The sequence below is a fragment of the Cellulomonas sp. NTE-D12 genome (assembly GCF_027923705.1).
In the GTDB taxonomy this organism is placed as follows: domain Bacteria; phylum Actinomycetota; class Actinomycetes; order Actinomycetales; family Cellulomonadaceae; genus Cellulomonas.
Map to the genome: position 1 here is coordinate 1,628,807 of NZ_AP026442.1, position 16,992 is coordinate 1,645,798.

The window sequence follows — 16,992 nt, forward strand, 5'->3', positions numbered from 1 at the left end:
CACGTGGCGGGACGTCAGCCGGCCGGTCGCTCGGGATAGCCGACCGGCGGGGCGCTGACCTCGCTCAACGCCCGCACGATCTCGTCCGGCAGCGTCAGGTCGTCCGCCGCCAGGCACGCGCGCAGCTGCGCCGGCGTCCGCGCGCCCAGCACCGCGCACGCCAGTGCGGGACGCGTGCGCAGCCATGCGAGCGCGACCTCAGCGGGGGAGCGCTGCAACCCCGTCGCCGCGGTCGCGGTCGCCTCGACGACGGCCGACGCCGGACGCGTGAGGTAGGGCTCGACGAAGCCCGCCAGGTGCGCGGACGCCGCGCGCGAGTCGGCGGGCACCGTCCGGCGGTACTTGCCGGTGAGGACGCCGCGCCCCAACGGTGACCAGGCGAGCAGTCCGGCGCCGAGAGCGACGGCGGCCGGCACCACCTCGCGCTCGACGCCGCGCTGCAGCAGCGAGTACTCGGCCTGCAGCACCCCGAGGCCGACGTCGGGCTCGAGCAGCGTCGCCGCGCGCCCCACCTGCCAGCCGGCGTGGTTGGACAGGCCCACGTACCGAGCCCGTCCCGAGCTCACCGCGAGGCGGAGGGCCGAGCACGTCTCCTCGAGCGGGGTCCGGGGGTCGGGGTTCTGCACCAGCCAGACGTCGACGTGGTCCGTGCCGAGCCGCCGCAGCGACGCGTCCAGGCTGTCGAGCAGCGCGCCACGAGAGGCGTCCACCACCGAACCGTCGGGGGTGCGGCGGACACCCGCCTTGGTGCACAGCTGCACCTCGTCACGGGCGACCGCACCGCGCAGCAGGCGGCCGATCAGCTCCTCGGCACCGCCGTCGGCGTAGGACGCGGAGGTGTCCAGGAGGGTGCCACCCGCCTCGACGAACTCCCGCAGCAGCTGCGCCGCGTCGTGCTCGTCGGTGTCCCGGCTCCAGGTCATCGTGCCGAGGCCAAGCCACGACACGTGCAGGCCGGTACGTCCGACCCGGCGCTGCTCCATGACTGGTCACCCTAACCGCGGGGCGTCCGGGGCCCGGCGCGCCGCGCAGGATATGGTGCGCCCCGTGGCGAGCGGCATGGGCGGCGGCGAGGCGATCCTGCTCGGACTGGTGCAGGGTCTGACGGAGTTCCTCCCGGTCTCGTCCAGCGCGCACATCCGGATCATCAGCGAGCTGATCGGCGGCCGGGACGCGGGTGCCGCGTTCACCGCGGTGATCCAGCTCGGCACGGAGTCGGCCGTGCTGCTGTACTTCCGCCGCGACATCGTGCGGATCGTCTCCGCCTGGTGGCGGGCGCTGCGCGGCGACCGCGGCACGGACTGGCGGTCGCGTGCCGGCGTGCCCGAGGGTGCCAGGGCCGACCACGACGCGCTGATGGGGTGGTTCATCGTCATCGGGTCGGTGCCGATCGTCATCCTCGGCGTGCTGTTCCAGCACTCGATCGAGAACGTGCTGCGCAACCTCTGGATCACGGTGCTCACGCTGGTCGGGTTCGCGCTGCTGCTCGGCTGGGCGGACCGGGTGGGCCGCAAGGAGCGACCGCTCGACACGCTGACGCCGCGGCACGCCGTCCAGTTCGGCTTCTGGCAGGCGCTGGCCCTGATCCCCGGCGTCTCCCGCTCGGGTGGGACGATCACCGGCGGTCTGCTGATGGGCTACACCCGCGAGGCCGCCGCCCGGTACTCGTTCCTCCTGGCGATCCCGGCGGTGTTCGGCTCCGGGCTCTACGAGCTGGTGACCAACCTCGACGGGTTCGGGCACGCCGGGGTACCGGGTCTGGGGCTGACGCTGGTCGCGACGATCGTGGCGTTCGTCGTCGGGTACCTCGTGATCATCGTGTTCCTGAAGATCGTCTCGACCTACAGCTACCGACCCTTCGTGCTCTACCGGATCGGGCTGGCAGCCGTCGTCGTGCTGCTGCTCGTCACCGGAGCCCTGGACCCGAGCGTGCCGGTCACGCCCTGACCCGTCACGGCAGAAGGGTCGCGCGCCGGCAGCGGCCGGTCGCTACAGCCAGCCGCTGCGCTTGAACGCGCGGTACAGCCACAGGCAGGCGGCTCCCATGACGACCACCGCGAGCGGGTAGCCGTACGTCCAGCTCAGCTCCGGCATGTGGTGGAAGTTCATGCCGTAGAGCCCGACGATCAGCGTCGGCACGGCGATCATCGCCGCCCACGCGGAGATCTTCCGCATGTCCTCGTTCTGCCGGACCGACACCTGCGACAGGTGCACCTCGAGCATCGCTCCGAGCAGCGAGTCGTGGGCGTCGAGGTGGCGGTCCAGACGGTCGACCGACGCCTGCAGCCGGTGCAGCCACTGGCTGGTGCGCGCCGCGTGGCGGTCCTCGTCGTCCTCCAGCTCGGGGAGCACCGCCATCAGCGGGCTGAGGCTTCGGCGCGCCTCGGCGATCTCGCGTTTCAGGTCGTAGATGCGCTCGACCGGGTCCGAGCTGCCCGAGCTGAACACCAGGCGTTCGGTGTGCCCGACCGCGTCGCCGAGCCCGAGCTCCACCTCGCTGGCGCGCGCCAGGATCGTGAACAGCAGGGCGGCCAGCGCCTCGCGCGCGCCGCGGTCGGGGGTGGGGGCACCCGTGGTCAGCCGTTCGGCCGCGATGTCGTGCACGTGCGCACTGCCCTCCTCGACCGAGAGCAGCAGGTCGTCGCACGCCACGGCGGTCAGGTCGCCGGTGTGCACGTCCCTGGTCGTGTCGTCGTACCACATCGTCGGGATCGACAGCAGGACGTCCCCCGTGCGCGCGTGGTCCACGTGCGCGAACAGCGCGGTGGTCGGGCGCCCGGTCTCCAGTCGCCGGACCCGCTGCTGCGCCAGCGCCACGGTCATCTCGTCGGCACCCCACGCCCGTGCCGCCGGGGCGAGGTCGGCCAGCCGCTCGAGCACCACCCAGGTGGGTGTGCTGCGGCCCCCGGGGCGAACGACGAGCTGGCGATCCCACGGCACCCGGGCCCATGTCCCGTCCCGCTGCTGGTAGACAGCGAGCGGGACGGCCTCGCGTCCCGGGTTGTCGGTGGCGCCCGTCACACCCGCATTCTGACTCGGTCGCCCGGCGGGGGCGCATCGCCGGGCCGGTTAGGCTTCCGGACGTGCTCACCTGGCCTGCCCCGCACGTCCCGCGGCTCCCGGGTGAAGGCCCCGTCGTCCGGGTCCAGGACAGCTCCACCGGCGAGCTGGTGCCGGCGTCGTCCGGACCGACCGCGACGCTGTACGTCTGCGGAATCACGCCGTACGACGCGACGCACCTGGGGCACGCTGCGACCGCCGTCGCGTTCGACGTGCTCAACCGCGCGTGGCGGGACTCCGGTCTGAGCGTCCGGTTCGCGTCGAACGTCACGGACGTCGACGACCCTCTGCTCGAGCGGGCGGCCGCGACCGGCGTCGACTGGCGCTCGCTCGCCGACGACCAGATCGCCCTCTACGCGGAGGACATGACCGCGCTGGGAGTCATCCCGCCCGACGTCTACCGGGGCGTCGTGGAGGTGCTCCCGGACGTGGTGGTGGCGGTCGAGGCGCTGCTCGAGGCAGGGGCGGCCTACCGCGTGCCCACGCCCGACGCGGTGGACGACGGGACCGGCCTGGGCGACGTGTACGCGGACCTCACGGCGGACCGCGACTTCGGGGCCGTCGCCGGCCTCGACCGGGACACGATGCTCGCCCTGTCCGCCGAGCGGGGCGGGGATCCCGAGCGCCACGGGAAGCGCGACCCGCTGGATCCGCTGCTGTGGCGGCGGGAGCGCGCCGGCGAGCCGGCGTGGGACGGCGGGACGCTCGGCCGGGGTCGTCCCGGCTGGCACATCGAGTGCGCGGTGATCGCGCGGGACGGTCTCGGGCTGCCCTTCGACGTCCAGGGTGGTGGGTCCGACCTGCTCTTCCCGCACCACGAGATGAGCACCTCGCACGCGCGGCTGCTGGACGCGGGCCACGGCGCACGGGTCCACGTGCACGCCGGGATGGTAGGCCTGGACGGCGAGAAGATGAGCAAGTCCAGGGGCAACCTGGTGCTCGTCTCCACCCTCCGGAACCAGGGCGAGGACCCGATGGCCATCCGGCTGGCGCTGCTGGCGCACCGGTACCGGCACGACTGGGAGTGGTCGGCGGACCAGCTCGCACAGGCGCGCACGCGGTTGGCGTCCTGGCGGCGTGCGGTCTCGGGCAACGGTGGACCGGACGCGACGGCGACCCTGACCGCCGTGCGTGCGGCGGTGGCGGACGACCTCGACACTCCCACGGCCCTGCAGGCGGTCGACGACTGGGTGGCACGCGCCGTGCGCGGGGCCGACGAGCCGGTGGAGGGTGCACCCGGGGTGGTGGCCCGCGCGGTGGACGCCCTGCTGGGCGTGCGCCTCTAGGGCCTGCAGCGGGGCCTGCAGCCGGACCGGTCGTCCGTCAGCCGCCGTTGCCGGTGTCGCGCCGACGCAGGTAGCGCTCGAACTCCTGCGCGATCGCCTCGCCGCTCGCCTCGGGCAGCTCGGCGGTGTCCTTCGCCTGCTCCAGCTGGCGCACGTAGTCGCCGATCTCGGAGTCCTCGCCCGCCAGCTCGTCGACCCCCGCCTGCCAGGCCGCGGCGTCGTCCGGGAGCTCGCCCAGCGGGATCGACTCCCCGAGAAGCTGCTCGATCCGGTGCAGGATCGCCAGGGACGCCTTAGGCGAGGGAGGGTGCGCGACGTAGTGCGGCACGGCCGCCCACAGCGAGAGGGACTGCATGCCACGCGCGGCCGCCTCGTGCTGGAGCACCCCCACGATCCCGGTGGGGCCTTCGTAGGTGCTGGCCTCCAGGCCGAGGGCGGCGCGGACCACGGCGTCCTCACTGGTGGCGTTCACCGGGATCGGGCGTGTGTGCGGCACGTCCGCGAGCAGCGCGCCGACGGTGACGACGGTCCGGACGCCCAAGCCCGCGGCGATGTCGAGCACCTCGTTGCAGTAGCGCCGCCACCGCATCGAGGGCTCGATGCCGTGCACCAGCACCACCTGGCGTCCCGTGCGCGGGCCCCGTGCAACAGCGACGGAGGTGCTGGGCCAGCTGATCCGGCGGACGCCGTCCTCGTCCACGGCGATCACCGGACGGTTCACCTGGAAGTCGTGGTACTCCTCGGGGTCCAGCTCGTCGATCTGCTCGGCGTCCCAGGCCTGGTGGAGGTGGGTCAGGGCCTCCGTCGCCGCGGAGCCGGCGTCGTTCCAGCCCTCGAACGCCGCCAGCATGACGGTGTCGTCACCGGGCAGGTCCGCCGTCACGTCGCTCACCCCGACAGCCTAGGCGGGGCGGCCCGGGTGCAGGGGCTGCGCGCGCTCCGGTGTGGGCGTCGACGGGAGGAAGCGCGTCGACGGCTCCGTACGATGGGCCGATGCTCGAGCTGCCCGCCGCCGTCCTGTGGGACATGGACGGCACCCTCATCGACACCGAGCCGTACTGGATGGCCGCGGAGACCGAGCTGGTCGAGGCGTACTCCGGGGTCTGGACCGCCGCCGACGCGGTGGACATGATCGGGTCGTCGATGGCGGTGTGCGCCGCTGCCCTCCAGGCGCGGGGGGTGACCCTGACCGCGCTCGAGATCGCCGAGGCGCTGAACTCCCGCGTCGGGGCCGCGGTGGCCGCCGGCATCCCGTGGAAGCCGGGGGCGGTCGAGCTGCTCACGGAGCTGAGCGGTTCCGGTGTGCCGCAGGCCCTGGTCACGTCGTCGCAGGCTGTTCTCGCCGCTCCGTTCGCCGAGGCGGTGGGGCTGTTCGACGTCGTGGTCGCCGGTGACCACGTCGCGAACTCCAAGCCGCACCCGGAGCCGTATCTCACGGCCGCGCGCCTGCTCGGTGTCGAGCCAGGCCTGTGCGTGGCCGTCGAGGACTCACCGTCCGGCGTGGCGGCGGCCCTCGCCGCGGGTGCCCGGGTGGTGGCCCTGGCCTCGCCGTCGACGGTGCCGCCGGCACCCGAGCTCAGCCGGGCCTCCGGGCTGACCGATCTCGATCTGGCCACGCTGGCCCGGGTCGGTGCCGGGCACGTGCTCGACCTGCGCGCCGCCTGACCGTCAGGCGACGGTCGCCCGTTCGGGCCGTACGCCGGTCGCCCGCTCGACCGCGTCGTCCGACACCTCGGGCGTCGTGCCGCCGAAGGCCGGGCAGAGCTGGCGGAACGAGCACCAGTCGCACAGCTTGGAGGTCCGTGGACGCCAGTCGCCGCTGCGCGCCGTCTCCTGCACGCCGGCCCAGATGGACCGCACCCGCGACTCGAGGGTGAGCATCTCGGACTCGGTCGGTTCGTGGCGCAGCACGGTCCCGTCACCGAGGTACTCCAGCTGCAGCAGGCGGGGGAGCGTGCCGCGCGTGCGCCAGACGACGTAGGCGTAGAACCGCATCTGGAACAGGGCGTCGCCCTCGTAGCCGGGGCGCGGAGACCGGCCGGTCTTGTAGTCCACGACCCGCACCCACCCGTTGGGTGCGACGTCGACCCGGTCGATGACGCCACGGAGCTGCGGACCGCCGTCGAGCTCCGCACGCACCTTCAGCTCCCGGGCGCGTGGTTCGAGGCGGCTCGGGTCCTCGAGCGTGAAGTAGGTCGCGAGCAGGCCCTCGGCGGACACGAGCCAGGAGTCGCGCGCCGCGTCGTCCGCGAACAGGCCGGCGTACGCCTCGGACCTCTCGCACAGCGCAGCCCATCGCGGCAGCAGCAGCGCCCGGGCGGCGTCCATGGTCCGTTCGGATGCCGGCAGGTCGAAGAGGTGCTCGAGGACGGAGTGCACCAGCGTCCCGCGAGCGGCCGCCTCGGTGGTGGGCTCGGGAAGGCGGTCGACGACGCGGAGGCGGAACAGCAGCGGGCACTGCAGGAAGTCGTGCGCGCGAGAGGGTGACAGCCCGGGCGGCACGCGAGACGCCGACCGGTCCGAGGTCTCGGCCGCGTCCTCGATGGTCTCCTCGACCGCGACCTCCACGGCGGCGGACGCGACGTCCAGGGGGTCGACCGCGCCGTCGAGCTCCGCGGTCTGCTCGGGAGCCGTCTCGTCCTGGTCGATGCTCACCCGCCGAGGGTAGGCGGCACCACCGACATCCCGACCTCGGTACGCGGCTGCCGCACGGTACGCGCTGCCGGGCCACCTACGCTGAGCCGGTGAGCAGCCCGTCGGACCCGCGCCCGCCCCGCCAGCCCGGCTGGGTGATCGGCCACGTGGCCGGCGCGCCCGTGGTGCTGGCGCCCTCGTCGTTGCTCGCCGTGGTGGTGCTGACGGCGGCCTACGCGCCGTCGGTGCGGAGCGCCACCCGGCTCGGCGCCGGTGCCTACCTCGTCGCCGCGGTGTTCGTCGTGCTGCTCTTCGCCTCCGTGCTGGCGCACGAGCTGGCCCACGGCATCGTGGCCAAGCGGCGCGGGCAGCAGCCGACGGCGTTCGTGCTGACCCTGTGGGGCGGGCACACCTCGTTCGTCGGCGGCAGCGCGTCACCGGCGACGTCGGCGCTGGTCGCCGTCGTCGGCCCGCTGGCGAACCTGCTCCTCGCCGGGGCGTTCGCCGGCCTGAGAGCGGTCGCGCCGGTCGGGTCGCTGGCGGAGTACCTCGCCTGGGCGGGCGCCCTGAGCAACGGCTTCGTCGGCGTCTTCAACCTGCTGCCCGGTCTGCCGCTGGACGGTGGCCGCCTGCTCGAGGCGGCCGTCTGGGCCGGGACCCGTGACCGTTCGCGTGGCACGGAGGTCGCCGGCTGGGTCGGGCGAGCCGTCGCCGCCGGCCTGGTGCTGCTCGCCGTGGTGCTGCCGCTCGCGCAGGGCCTGCCGCCGTCGGTGTTCAACCTGATCTGGGCGCTGCTGATCGCGGCCTTCCTCTGGAACGGCGCGACGGCATCGATCCGCTCCGCGCGGCAGCAGCGGGTGGTGCACGGCCTGACCCTGGCGTCGGTCGCCAGGCCGGCGCTGGCCGTCGCGCCCGAGGAGACCGTCGCCGTGGCCGGTCAGCACGCCGTCGCGGCCGGAGCGAGCGAGGTGGTGCTCGTCGCGCCGGACGGTCGGCCTGCCGCCTACGTCGACGTCGACGCGGCGGGTCGCGTCCCGGCTGACGTCGCGGCGACGACCCCGGTGAGCGCCGTGGCCGTCCCGCTGCCGGTCGGTGCGTGGGTCGACGGACGCCTTGCGGGCGAGGCCTTGCTCGAGGCGCTGTCCCAGGCGTCCCGGCTGTCGCCGGTCGTCGCCGTCCTGGTGGACGGCCGCGTCGCGGGGCTCGTCCGGACGGCCGACGTCGTGGCGATGCTGCGGGTCTAGCACCGGCTCACCGCACCGGACGGCGCTCGCGCCACCCTAGACTCGGGCGCCGTGACCGACCTGCCTGCAGCCAGCGGACCCGCGCCGACGGGCGCCACCCGCCACACCGGACCCTTCCGGTACGGCGACCGCGTGCAGCTGACGGATCCGCGAGGTCATCTGCACACGATCACGCTGACCGAGGGCGGCACCTTCCACACCCACAAGGGCTGGTTCGCGCACGCCGGCCTCGCCGGTCAGCCCGAGGGGTCGGTGGTGCGCTCCTCCGGCGGCGTGGAGTACCTGGCGCTGCGGCCGCTGCTGGCCGACTACGTCGTCGCGATGCCCCGCGGCGCCGCCGTCGTCTACCCCAAGGACGCCGGGCAGGTCGTGGCGATGGCCGACATCTTCCCGGGGGCCCGCGTCGTCGAGGCAGGTGTGGGGTCCGGTGCCCTGACGCTGTTCCTGCTGCGCGCGGTGGGTGACGGCGGCCAGCTGCACTCGATAGAGCGGCGCGAGGACTTCGCCGCGGTGGCACGAGGGAACGTCGAGGGCTTCTTCGGCGGCCCGCACCCGGCGTGGCGTCTCTCGGTCGGGGACCTCGCCGACGTGCTCCCGCAGGTGGCCGAGCGCGGCACGGTCGACCGGGTCGTGCTCGACATGCTCGCCCCCTGGGAGAACATCGAGGTCGTCGCGGACGCACTCGTGCCGGGGGGAGTGCTGGTCTGCTACGTCGCGACGACAACCCAGCTGTCCCGGCTGGCCGAGGACCTGCGCACCGACGGGCGGTTCACCGAGCCCGCCGCCTGGGAGTCGATGGTCCGCACCTGGCACCTCGAGGGTCTGGCCGTGCGTCCGGACCACCGGATGATCGGCCACACCGGCTTCCTCCTGACGGCTCGTCGCCTGGCGGACGGAGTGCAGGCGCCGCTCCGACGCCGCCGCCCCGCCAAGGGCGCCTATCCCGTGGCGGCCGACGGGGCGCCTGTTGCCGACGCCGAGCTGTGGACCGCCGAGGAGCTCGGCGAGCAGCCGGTGTCGGACAAGAAGGTCCGGCGTGCGCGTCGGGAGGTCGGTCAGCCGCCGGAGACGCCCGCGGCGCCCTGACGGTCACGTCCGGTCCGGCTGTTGAGACGGACCGGCCTGTGCGACGCGTCACAGGTGCGGTGTCCGGCCGGGTGGTTACTGTTGCCGGACCAGCAGGCACAGCGCCGTGCAGGATGGCTCCGAGCCAGACCAGCGACGTGCGAACGGAGGCCGACATGAGCGACCCGGTTGCTCCTGGACGTGACCTGCCCCGCGAGGTGGCGGTCCTCGCCGCGAAGAACGAGCGGCTGACCGAGGCTCTCGTCGCGGCACGGGAGCAGATCGTCGAGCTCAAGCGGCAGGTGGACGAGCTGGCAAAGCCGCCCGGCACCTACGCGGTGTTCCTCGGCGCCCGCGACGACGGGACCGTGGACATCATCTCCGCCGGCCGCAAGATGCACGTCGGGGCCAGCCCGTCGCTGGACGTCGGTCAGCTGCAGCCCGGCCAGGAGGTCATGCTCAACGAGGCCCTCACCGTCGTCGAGGCGGGTGGGTACGAGAAGGTCGGCGAGCTCGTCACCATCAAGGAGATGCTCGGCGAGGGGCGTGCGCTCGTCGTCGGGCGCGGCGACGAGGAGCGGGTCGTCCGCTTCGCCGGCCAGGTGGCGTCGAGCGGCGTGCGGGTGGGCGACGCGCTGACGATCGACTCGCGCAGCGGGTTCGTCTTCGAGGTGATCCCGCGGGCCGAGGTCGAGGAGCTGGTCCTCGAGGAGGTCCCGGACATCGACTACTCGGACATCGGTGGCCTCGGCGCGCAGATCGAGGCGATCCGCGACGCGGTCGAGCTCCCCTTCCTGCACCCGGAGCTGTTTCGCGAGCACGGGCTCAAGCCGCCCAAGGGTGTGCTGCTCTACGGCCCTCCCGGCTGCGGCAAGACGCTGATCGCGAAGGCGGTGGCCCACTCGCTGGCGGCCACGGCGGCGTCGGCGCGCGGTGACGACCCCAACGCCGCCCGGTCGTACTTCCTCAACGTCAAGGGCCCCGAGCTGCTGAACAAGTACGTGGGGGAGACGGAGCGGCACATCCGGCTGATCTTCGCCCGCGCCCGGGAGAAGGCGTCGCAGGGGCATCCGGTCGTCGTGTTCTTCGACGAGATGGAGTCGCTGTTCCGCACCCGCGGCACCGGGGTGTCGTCCGACGTCGAGACGACGATCGTGCCCCAGCTCCTCGCCGAGATCGACGGCGTGGAGCGGCTCGAGAACGTCATCGTCATCGGGGCGTCCAACCGCGAGGACATGATCGACCCGGCGATCCTGCGCCCGGGTCGACTGGACGTGAAGATCAAGATCGAGCGCCCCGACGCCGAGGGCGCCCGCGAGATCTTCGCCAAGTACCTGACCCCCGACCTGCCGATCCACGCGGACGACATCGCCGAGCACGGCGGGTCCGAGGTCGCCGCCGTGGAGGCGATGATCGCGCGGGTCGTCGAGCGGATGTACTCCGAGAGCGACGAGAACCGGTTCCTGGAGGTCACCTACGCGAGCGGCGACAAGGAGGTCCTGTACTTCAAGGACTTCAACTCCGGCGCGATGATCCAGAACATCGTCGACCGGGCGAAGAAGTCGGCGATCAAGGACTTCCTGTCGACGGGTCACCGCGGCATCCGGGTCGACCACCTGCTGGCGTCCTGCGTCGAGGAGTTCCGCGAGAACGAGGACCTGCCCAACACGACGAACCCCGACGACTGGGCGCGCATCTCCGGCAAGAAGGGGGAGCGCATCGTCTTCATCCGGACGATCGTGCAGGGCAAGAAGGGTGTCGACACCTCGCGCACCATCGAGACGGTCACCAGCACGGGTCAGTACCTCTGAGCCGAGCGGCACCGCACCGGTGGCATCCGGTCGCCCACGTTCGGCGCCCTAGGGTGAGGACGTGACCGTCCGGCGCATCATGGGGATCGAGACCGAGTACGGCGTGCTCCAGCCCGGGCACCCGCTCGCCAACCCGATGCTGCTGTCGAGCCACGTCGTCGCAGTGCACGCCGTCGCCCGCGAGGGTGCCCGGGCGAAGGCGCGCTGGGACTACGACGACGAGGACCCGCTGCACGACGCTCGCGGCTTCCGGCTGCAGCGCGCCTCGGCGCACCCGTCGCTGCTGACGGACGACCCGGCCGCTCCGGCGCCGTCGGGCGACGGGCCCCACCCGATGCCGCGCTCGACCGTCGAGGAGTACGAGGACCCCGGCGCCGCGAACGTGATCCTGACCAACGGGGCACGCCTCTACGTCGACCACGCGCACCCCGAGTACTCCAGCCCCGAGGTGACCAACCCGCTCGACGCCGTGCGCTGGGACCGGGCCGGGGAGCTGGTGATGCTCGCCTCCGTCCGCGCCCTCGCCTCCGTGCCCGCGTTGCCGGACGTCGTCCTGTACAAGAACAACGTCGACGGCAAGGGCGCGACGTACGGGACGCACGAGAACTACCTGGTCGAACGGTCAGTCCCGTTCGCCGATCTCGTCCACCGCCTGACGCCGTTCCTGGTGACGCGGCAGGTGTTCACCGGGGCGGGGCGGGTGGGGATCGGGCAGCGCGGCGAGCTTCCCGGCTTCCAGCTCTCGCAGCGGGCCGACTACATCGAGGCCGAGGTTGGGCTCGAGACCACGCTGCGGCGTCCGATCGTCAACACGCGGGACGAGCCGCACGCCGACCCGGCGCGCTGGCGTCGCCTGCACGTGATCATCGGCGACGCCACGATGCTGGAGCCGGCCACCTACCTCCGCCTGGGCACGACCTCCCTGGTCCTGTGGCTGATCGAGAAGGCGTTGGTGGACGGCGGCCCGGCTGCACTCGCGGCGGTCGACCAGCTCGCGCTCGCCGACCCGGTCGGTGCCGTGCACCTGGTCAGTCACGACCTCACCCTCACCGAGCGGTTGGATCTCGCGGACGGTCGGCGGTTGACCGCCTTGGAGATCCAGCGGGTCTACCTCGACTCGGTGCTCGGCGCCCTGGAACCGACGGGCCGGATCGACCCGCAGACCCGTGACGTGCTGGATCGGTGGACGTCGCTGCTCGACCGGCTCGGCACAGACCCTGCGTCGTGCGCCCGCGAGGTGGAGTGGCTGGCAAAGCTGCGGCTGCTCGAGGGGATGCGTCGGCGCGACCAGCTCGGGTGGGACCACCCTCGTCTGGCAGCCGTGGACCTGCAGTGGTCGGACGTGCGGCCGGAGCGGGGCCTGTATCACCGGCTCGCCGCCGCCGGCGCGGTCGAGCTCCTCGTGCCCGACGACGACGTCGTGCAGGCGGTGCGGCACGCACCCGAGGACACACGCGCGTACTTCCGCGGCGAGGCGGTGGCGCGGTACCCCGGCCAGGTGTCGGCGGCGTCATGGGACTCCGTCGTCTTCGACGTCCCAGGATCGCACTCCCTGCAGCGGGTGCCGATGCGGGACCCCGCACGAGGGACGCGGGCCCACGTCGGCGACCTGCTGGACCGCAGTCCGGATGCCGCGACCCTGCTGGCGGCGCTGGGAGCCTGACCTCGCCGTCGGCGGCCGCCGACCGACCGGTCAGCGCATCGTCGCCACGAACCGCACCGCCTCACGGGCCTGCGCGAGCCGGCGCTCGTAGCGCAGGCCCAGTGCGAGCAGCAGCGTGCCGCAGAGGCCCAGGAGCACCCAGCCCTGCGTCTGCACGAGCACCCGGCCTGCCCACGGCCCGACCTGCAGCGCCGTGACCAGGACCAGCGTCGCCGCGCCGACCACGAAGGGCGCCTGCCATCGCAGCGCGGCACCCAGCACGGTCGCGGCGACCGCGAGGACGACCACGACGACCGGCCGCCAGGCCGCGCCGTCCGCCGCGCTGACGAGCGCCGGGAGGACGACCGCCAGGAGGAGGCCAGGACCGAGCGTCGGCCACGTACCGGCGGACGCCTCCTGCGTCGTGCGGAGGAGCCCGAGCGCCGCGAGGAGCAGGCCGAACGCGATGATCGGCACGTCCCACGACCACGGACCGACCGCCGCCGCGACGAACGCTGCGGCGCCGGCGACCGCTGTCCCGACGCCGACCCCCCAGCGTGCGTCCTGCACCACGGCAGCGCGCGACGCTCCAGAGCGCCGCAGCTGGGTGACGACGGCCAGCGCACCTCCGACGGTCAGGACCGCCACGAGCCGCACGGTCCCGGCCGCCGTCGCGTCGGACACCAGCAAGGTGGGCAGCGCCGCGAGGCCGAGCGCCGGCGTGACGAGGGTCAGCCGGGACGGGATCCCGTCCCGCCGCGGCCAGCCCAGCAGGCTCGCGGCCAGCACCAGCGCAGCCGCTGGGAGGGCCCAGCGCTCGGGCGGGTTGCTCGTCGGCCCCACCGAGTCCAGCCGGGGCGCGACGACGTACCACCACGGCCCGGCCGTCGCGAGCGCGGATGCGAGCGCCGCGACGTACCGCACCGTCGTGCCGCGCCGCTGCTGCGCCCGGACCAGCCATCCGGCGGTCAGGAGCACCGCTGCGACTCCCGTCCAGGCGGCCGGCCGCCATGCCTCCGACCTCGACAGCAGGCTCGGGACCAGCAGCAGAGCGCTGGACAGCGTCCGGGCGAGGTCGGCCGGCACGGACCAGCCGGGTGACCGTAGGAAGAGCGTCGTGACCAGCAGCAGGCCGAGCGCCGCCGGCACGACACCGCCGGGCACCATGGGGAGGGTTCGCACCGCGACCAGAGCGCCCGCGGAGGAGACGAGGATGCCGACCCCCATCAGGTGACGGCCCCACGGGTCGTTCGCCCGGGCCGGCACCGCTGAACCTGCGACCGCAAGACCCGCACCGACCACCGCGAGGACGCACAGCCGGAGGCGGCCGGCCGGATCCGGTTCGGCCGCGAGCACGCTCGGCAGAACCGCGGCGGTCGTGACCAGCCAGGGCTCCGCCGCCCGCACCGGGCCTTGCACGGAGCGGGGAGCATCGGTGCCGACCGCGCGGCAGGCAGTGAGCAGCAGGACGGCGGCGAGGGTCCCGAGCAGCTCGGGCAGCACGCCGCTGCCCTTCGTACCGGCAGCGTCGACAGCCGCGCGCGCCGGGCCCAGGACGCTCAGGCAGAGGCCGAGACCGGCGAGCACCGTCGTCACCCCGGCCGGGCGTCGAGCGGAGCGATGTGCCGCGAGGAGGACCAGGACGACGGCGGCTGCGGTGGTGAGCACCTGACGGTCGGCGTGCAGCTGTGTGGTCAACGGAACGGCGCCGCCCAGGACCGCTGTCGGGAGCAGGCTCAGGGTCAGACCGGCCGCCAGGAGCGTGACGCCGTCCGAGCGGCCCCGCCGTGCACGCCGGGCGCCCACCACGGCGACGACGACCGCAGTGGGCGCGGTGAACAGCTCCGGGGTGCCCTGCCCACTCGCGTCCAGCAGGGTCCACGACGCTGCGGTCGCCAGCGCGAGCGCTCCCCAGCGCAGCTCGGGGCGCCGGCCGCGGACACCCGTGACGAGCGCCGCGACCGCGGCGACGAGCAGCACCGTGGCGGCGACCTGCGCAGACTGCTGGACTGCCGCGAGAAGCGCCGCCGCGAGCGTCGTCCAGCCCCCCGCCGCTGCGGCGCGACCGGCGCGGGCGCCGCGGCGGTCCTGCGCGACGACCGAGAGCATGACCGCGGCCGCACCGCCGCTCGCGGCGACGAGGGCGACCCCCGTCGCGGCGTGGGTCGGACGGAGCACGGCGGCCGTGGACAAGGCTGCGAGAGCCAGGACCAGAGGGGCCGCACCCGCGCCGAGAACGGCACCCCACTCTCCGACGCGGTCGGCGCCCAGGACGAGTGCGAGCACGACGAGCCCGCACGCCGCCACGACGACGAGGAGGACCGAGCGGTCCCACCACCCCGGCACGACGGCGAGCAGCGACCAGCCGATCCCGGCCGAGCATGCCGCCGCCGTGAGGGCGACCTGGCGTTCGTCGCGGGGCCGGTCGGGTGCGACCACGACGAACGACAGGAGCGCGGCACCGCACGTCGCGGCGATCGCGACGGCATCCCTGGTGCCCGCACCCGCGGCGTGCGCCGCGACGCCGATCGCCGCGACGGTCCAGGGCGCCGCTGCAGCGGTCGACCGTGCGGCCCAGGATCGAAGGACGCCCCAGGTGCGCGCCCACACCGCGACGACGGCGCACGCGGCGAGCCCGAGGGCGCTCGCCCAGCTCCCGCCGTGCGCTGCCACCAGCGCGACCAACGGGCTGCCGACCACCGCGATGCGGGCGGCCACGGCACGAGCACCGACGCCGAGGGCGTCGCCCGACCGGCGGTCGACGAGTGCGGCCGCCACGGTGAGCAGCAGGAGGAGGACGACCCCGAAGGCGGCGCCGGGAACGAGCGCCCCGGCGCCGACCGAGATCAGCAAGGCGCCGGCGGGCAGCAGCGTCACAGCGGGTCGACCGAGGATCGCGGCGGTGCCCCCCGCCCGGTCCGGCCCGGTTCCGACCGCCTGATCGATGCGGCTGTCCGGGGACATGGCCGCGACCAGGCCGGAGACGCAGCCGGCCGCGACGAGAGCCAGTGCGGCCCCGGTCGCAGGTCGCGCCAGAGCGGCGCCCGCGACGACGTCCACGAAGGCTGCGCCGACGAACGCGCACTGCCAGACGATCGCCATCGACTCCTCGTGCGGAGCGGGAGCCGTCGCGCACAGCCAGGCCTGCAGGGCGGCGGCCACGGCCGCTGCACTGAGCAGCACGAGACCGTCCTCGGGCGTTGTGCCGAGCGATGCCAGCGCGATCAGTGCCGCGACCGCCCACGCGAGAGCCGTCCCGCCGGAGAGGAGCAGGCTCGCGGTCGCCCCTGCGTGGTCGTCCCTGCTCCGGGCGCGGAGCGGCGGGACGTGCCGGACCCACCCCATCAGAACGCTGGTCAGCAGTGCCCAGACCCAGCTCCGGGCCGATGGTGCCAGGGTCGCCAACGGCAGCGGAGCGACGAACCACAGCACTGCGGCCCCGACCGTTCCGACCCGCAGGCGCGCCGCCCGGCCCCATCCCGCCAGCAGGACGGCGCAGACGAGCGAAGCCACGCTGGCATAAACGCCCGGCGCACCCGACCCGACGATCCCGGTGCTCCGCAGCGCCCAGGCGTCGAGGAGCAGCAGCACCGCCGCCACCGCCCCCACGGCTTCGGCGCCCTGCTTCAGACCCCGCCGTGCGAGCACCTGGGCTGCGCCGAAGACCACGACGGTCCCGAGGGCCACGATCGCCGCACGCGCCTGAAGGTTCAGGACGCCCCACGAGAAGATGAGGAAGACGATCCCGGCCGCCGACAGGAGGCCCGCGCCGAGCGCCTGGAGCACCGACTGCACCCGCCATCGCGGGGTGCTGGCGGTGCGGCGCTCGTGCGGGGAAGGACCCCAGGCGGGAGCGGGTCGCGGGGCTCGTGGTGCGGAGCCCGCGGTGCCACCGCTCGGTGCCGCGACACGTCCGTCCGCGGAGGGCGGCGGACGGAGCGGCGAGCGCGGTGTCCCGGCCTCGACGGGCGTGGCGGCGCGCCTCGGCGGCTGGCTGAAGCGCGCGTCTCGCTCCGCGTAGAGCGCCCGGACTCCGACCTCGCGGTTGGCGATGGACTCCGCGGCCGCGAGCGAGAGCCGCAGGACCGCCTGCGCGGCAGGGCCGTCCAGCGGGACGCCGCACCACAGGCAACGCGGGCCGGACAGAGGCGCGCCGCAGGCCGGGCACAGCGAACGGTCGAGCAGGCTGGCACGCACGGCGTCGAACCGGCCGGTCGTCGGAGCGGTCATGCGGGGATCTTCACAGGTCA

Annotated in this window: 12 protein-coding genes; 7 read left to right on the top strand and 5 right to left on the bottom strand. The window is 74.1% G+C overall.

Annotated elements, in window-relative coordinates; genetic code table 11:
- Window positions 1-14: 14 nt before the first annotated feature.
- A complete protein-coding gene (locus QMF98_RS07530) occupies window positions 15-983 on the bottom strand; it encodes an aldo/keto reductase (RefSeq protein ID WP_337975364.1) in 969 nt (322 codons plus the stop codon).
- 76 nt (window positions 984-1,059) lie between these two features.
- Here QMF98_RS07530 and QMF98_RS07535 point away from each other — a divergent pair, with 76 nt between their 5' ends.
- Window positions 1,060-1,947, top strand: a complete 888-nt coding sequence (locus QMF98_RS07535) for an undecaprenyl-diphosphate phosphatase (protein ID WP_337975572.1) — start codon at window positions 1,060-1,062, stop codon at window positions 1,945-1,947.
- Between the two features lie 42 nt (window positions 1,948-1,989).
- Here the strand turns inward: QMF98_RS07535 and QMF98_RS07540 are convergent, their stop codons facing one another.
- Window positions 1,990-3,021 (bottom strand): magnesium and cobalt transport protein CorA, encoded by a 1,032-nt coding sequence (locus QMF98_RS07540; RefSeq protein ID WP_337975365.1) that lies wholly within the window; start codon window positions 3,019-3,021, stop codon window positions 1,990-1,992.
- A gap of 62 nt (window positions 3,022-3,083) precedes the next feature.
- Between QMF98_RS07540 and mshC the strand changes: the two genes are divergently transcribed.
- Entirely contained in the window at window positions 3,084-4,346 is a 1,263-nt protein-coding gene (gene mshC / locus QMF98_RS07545) for a cysteine--1-D-myo-inosityl 2-amino-2-deoxy-alpha-D-glucopyranoside ligase (protein WP_337975366.1), read from the top strand.
- A gap of 37 nt (window positions 4,347-4,383) precedes the next feature.
- Here mshC and QMF98_RS07550 read toward each other — a convergent pair whose 3' ends face one another.
- Window positions 4,384-5,196 (bottom strand): PAC2 family protein, encoded by an 813-nt coding sequence (locus QMF98_RS07550; RefSeq protein ID WP_337975573.1) that lies wholly within the window; start codon window positions 5,194-5,196, stop codon window positions 4,384-4,386.
- Between the two features lie 143 nt (window positions 5,197-5,339).
- Between QMF98_RS07550 and QMF98_RS07555 the strand changes: the two genes are divergently transcribed.
- Entirely contained in the window at window positions 5,340-6,011 is a 672-nt protein-coding gene (locus QMF98_RS07555; protein ID WP_337975367.1) for an HAD family hydrolase, read from the top strand.
- Between the two features lie 3 nt (window positions 6,012-6,014).
- Here the strand turns inward: QMF98_RS07555 and QMF98_RS07560 are convergent, their stop codons facing one another.
- The gene (locus QMF98_RS07560; protein ID WP_337975574.1) at window positions 6,015-6,890 is read right to left on the bottom strand and encodes a RecB family exonuclease; all 876 of its coding nucleotides are present in this window, start codon (window positions 6,888-6,890) and stop codon (window positions 6,015-6,017) included.
- A 200-nt stretch (window positions 6,891-7,090) separates the two neighbouring features.
- Between QMF98_RS07560 and QMF98_RS07565 the strand changes: the two genes are divergently transcribed.
- The 4 genes from QMF98_RS07565 (at window position 7,091) to dop (ending at window position 12,763) form a co-directional block, all read left to right on the top strand.
- Window positions 7,091-8,224: a site-2 protease family protein gene (locus tag QMF98_RS07565; RefSeq protein WP_337975368.1), complete on the top strand. Its 1,134-nt coding sequence runs from the start codon at window positions 7,091-7,093 to the stop codon at window positions 8,222-8,224.
- A 51-nt stretch (window positions 8,225-8,275) separates the two neighbouring features.
- Entirely contained in the window at window positions 8,276-9,310 is a 1,035-nt protein-coding gene (locus QMF98_RS07570) for a tRNA (adenine-N1)-methyltransferase (protein WP_337975369.1), read from the top strand.
- Between the two features lie 155 nt (window positions 9,311-9,465).
- A complete protein-coding gene (gene arc, locus QMF98_RS07575; RefSeq protein ID WP_263730396.1) occupies window positions 9,466-11,100 on the top strand; it encodes a proteasome ATPase in 1,635 nt (544 codons plus the stop codon).
- A 61-nt stretch (window positions 11,101-11,161) separates the two neighbouring features.
- The gene (gene dop, locus QMF98_RS07580) at window positions 11,162-12,763 is read left to right on the top strand and encodes a depupylase/deamidase Dop (protein WP_337975370.1); all 1,602 of its coding nucleotides are present in this window, start codon (window positions 11,162-11,164) and stop codon (window positions 12,761-12,763) included.
- A 30-nt stretch (window positions 12,764-12,793) separates the two neighbouring features.
- Here dop and QMF98_RS07585 read toward each other — a convergent pair whose 3' ends face one another.
- Complete coding sequence (locus QMF98_RS07585) at window positions 12,794-16,972, bottom strand: SCO7613 C-terminal domain-containing membrane protein (protein WP_337975371.1); 4,179 nt, start codon at window positions 16,970-16,972, stop codon at window positions 12,794-12,796.
- Window positions 16,973-16,992 lie beyond the last annotated feature (20 nt).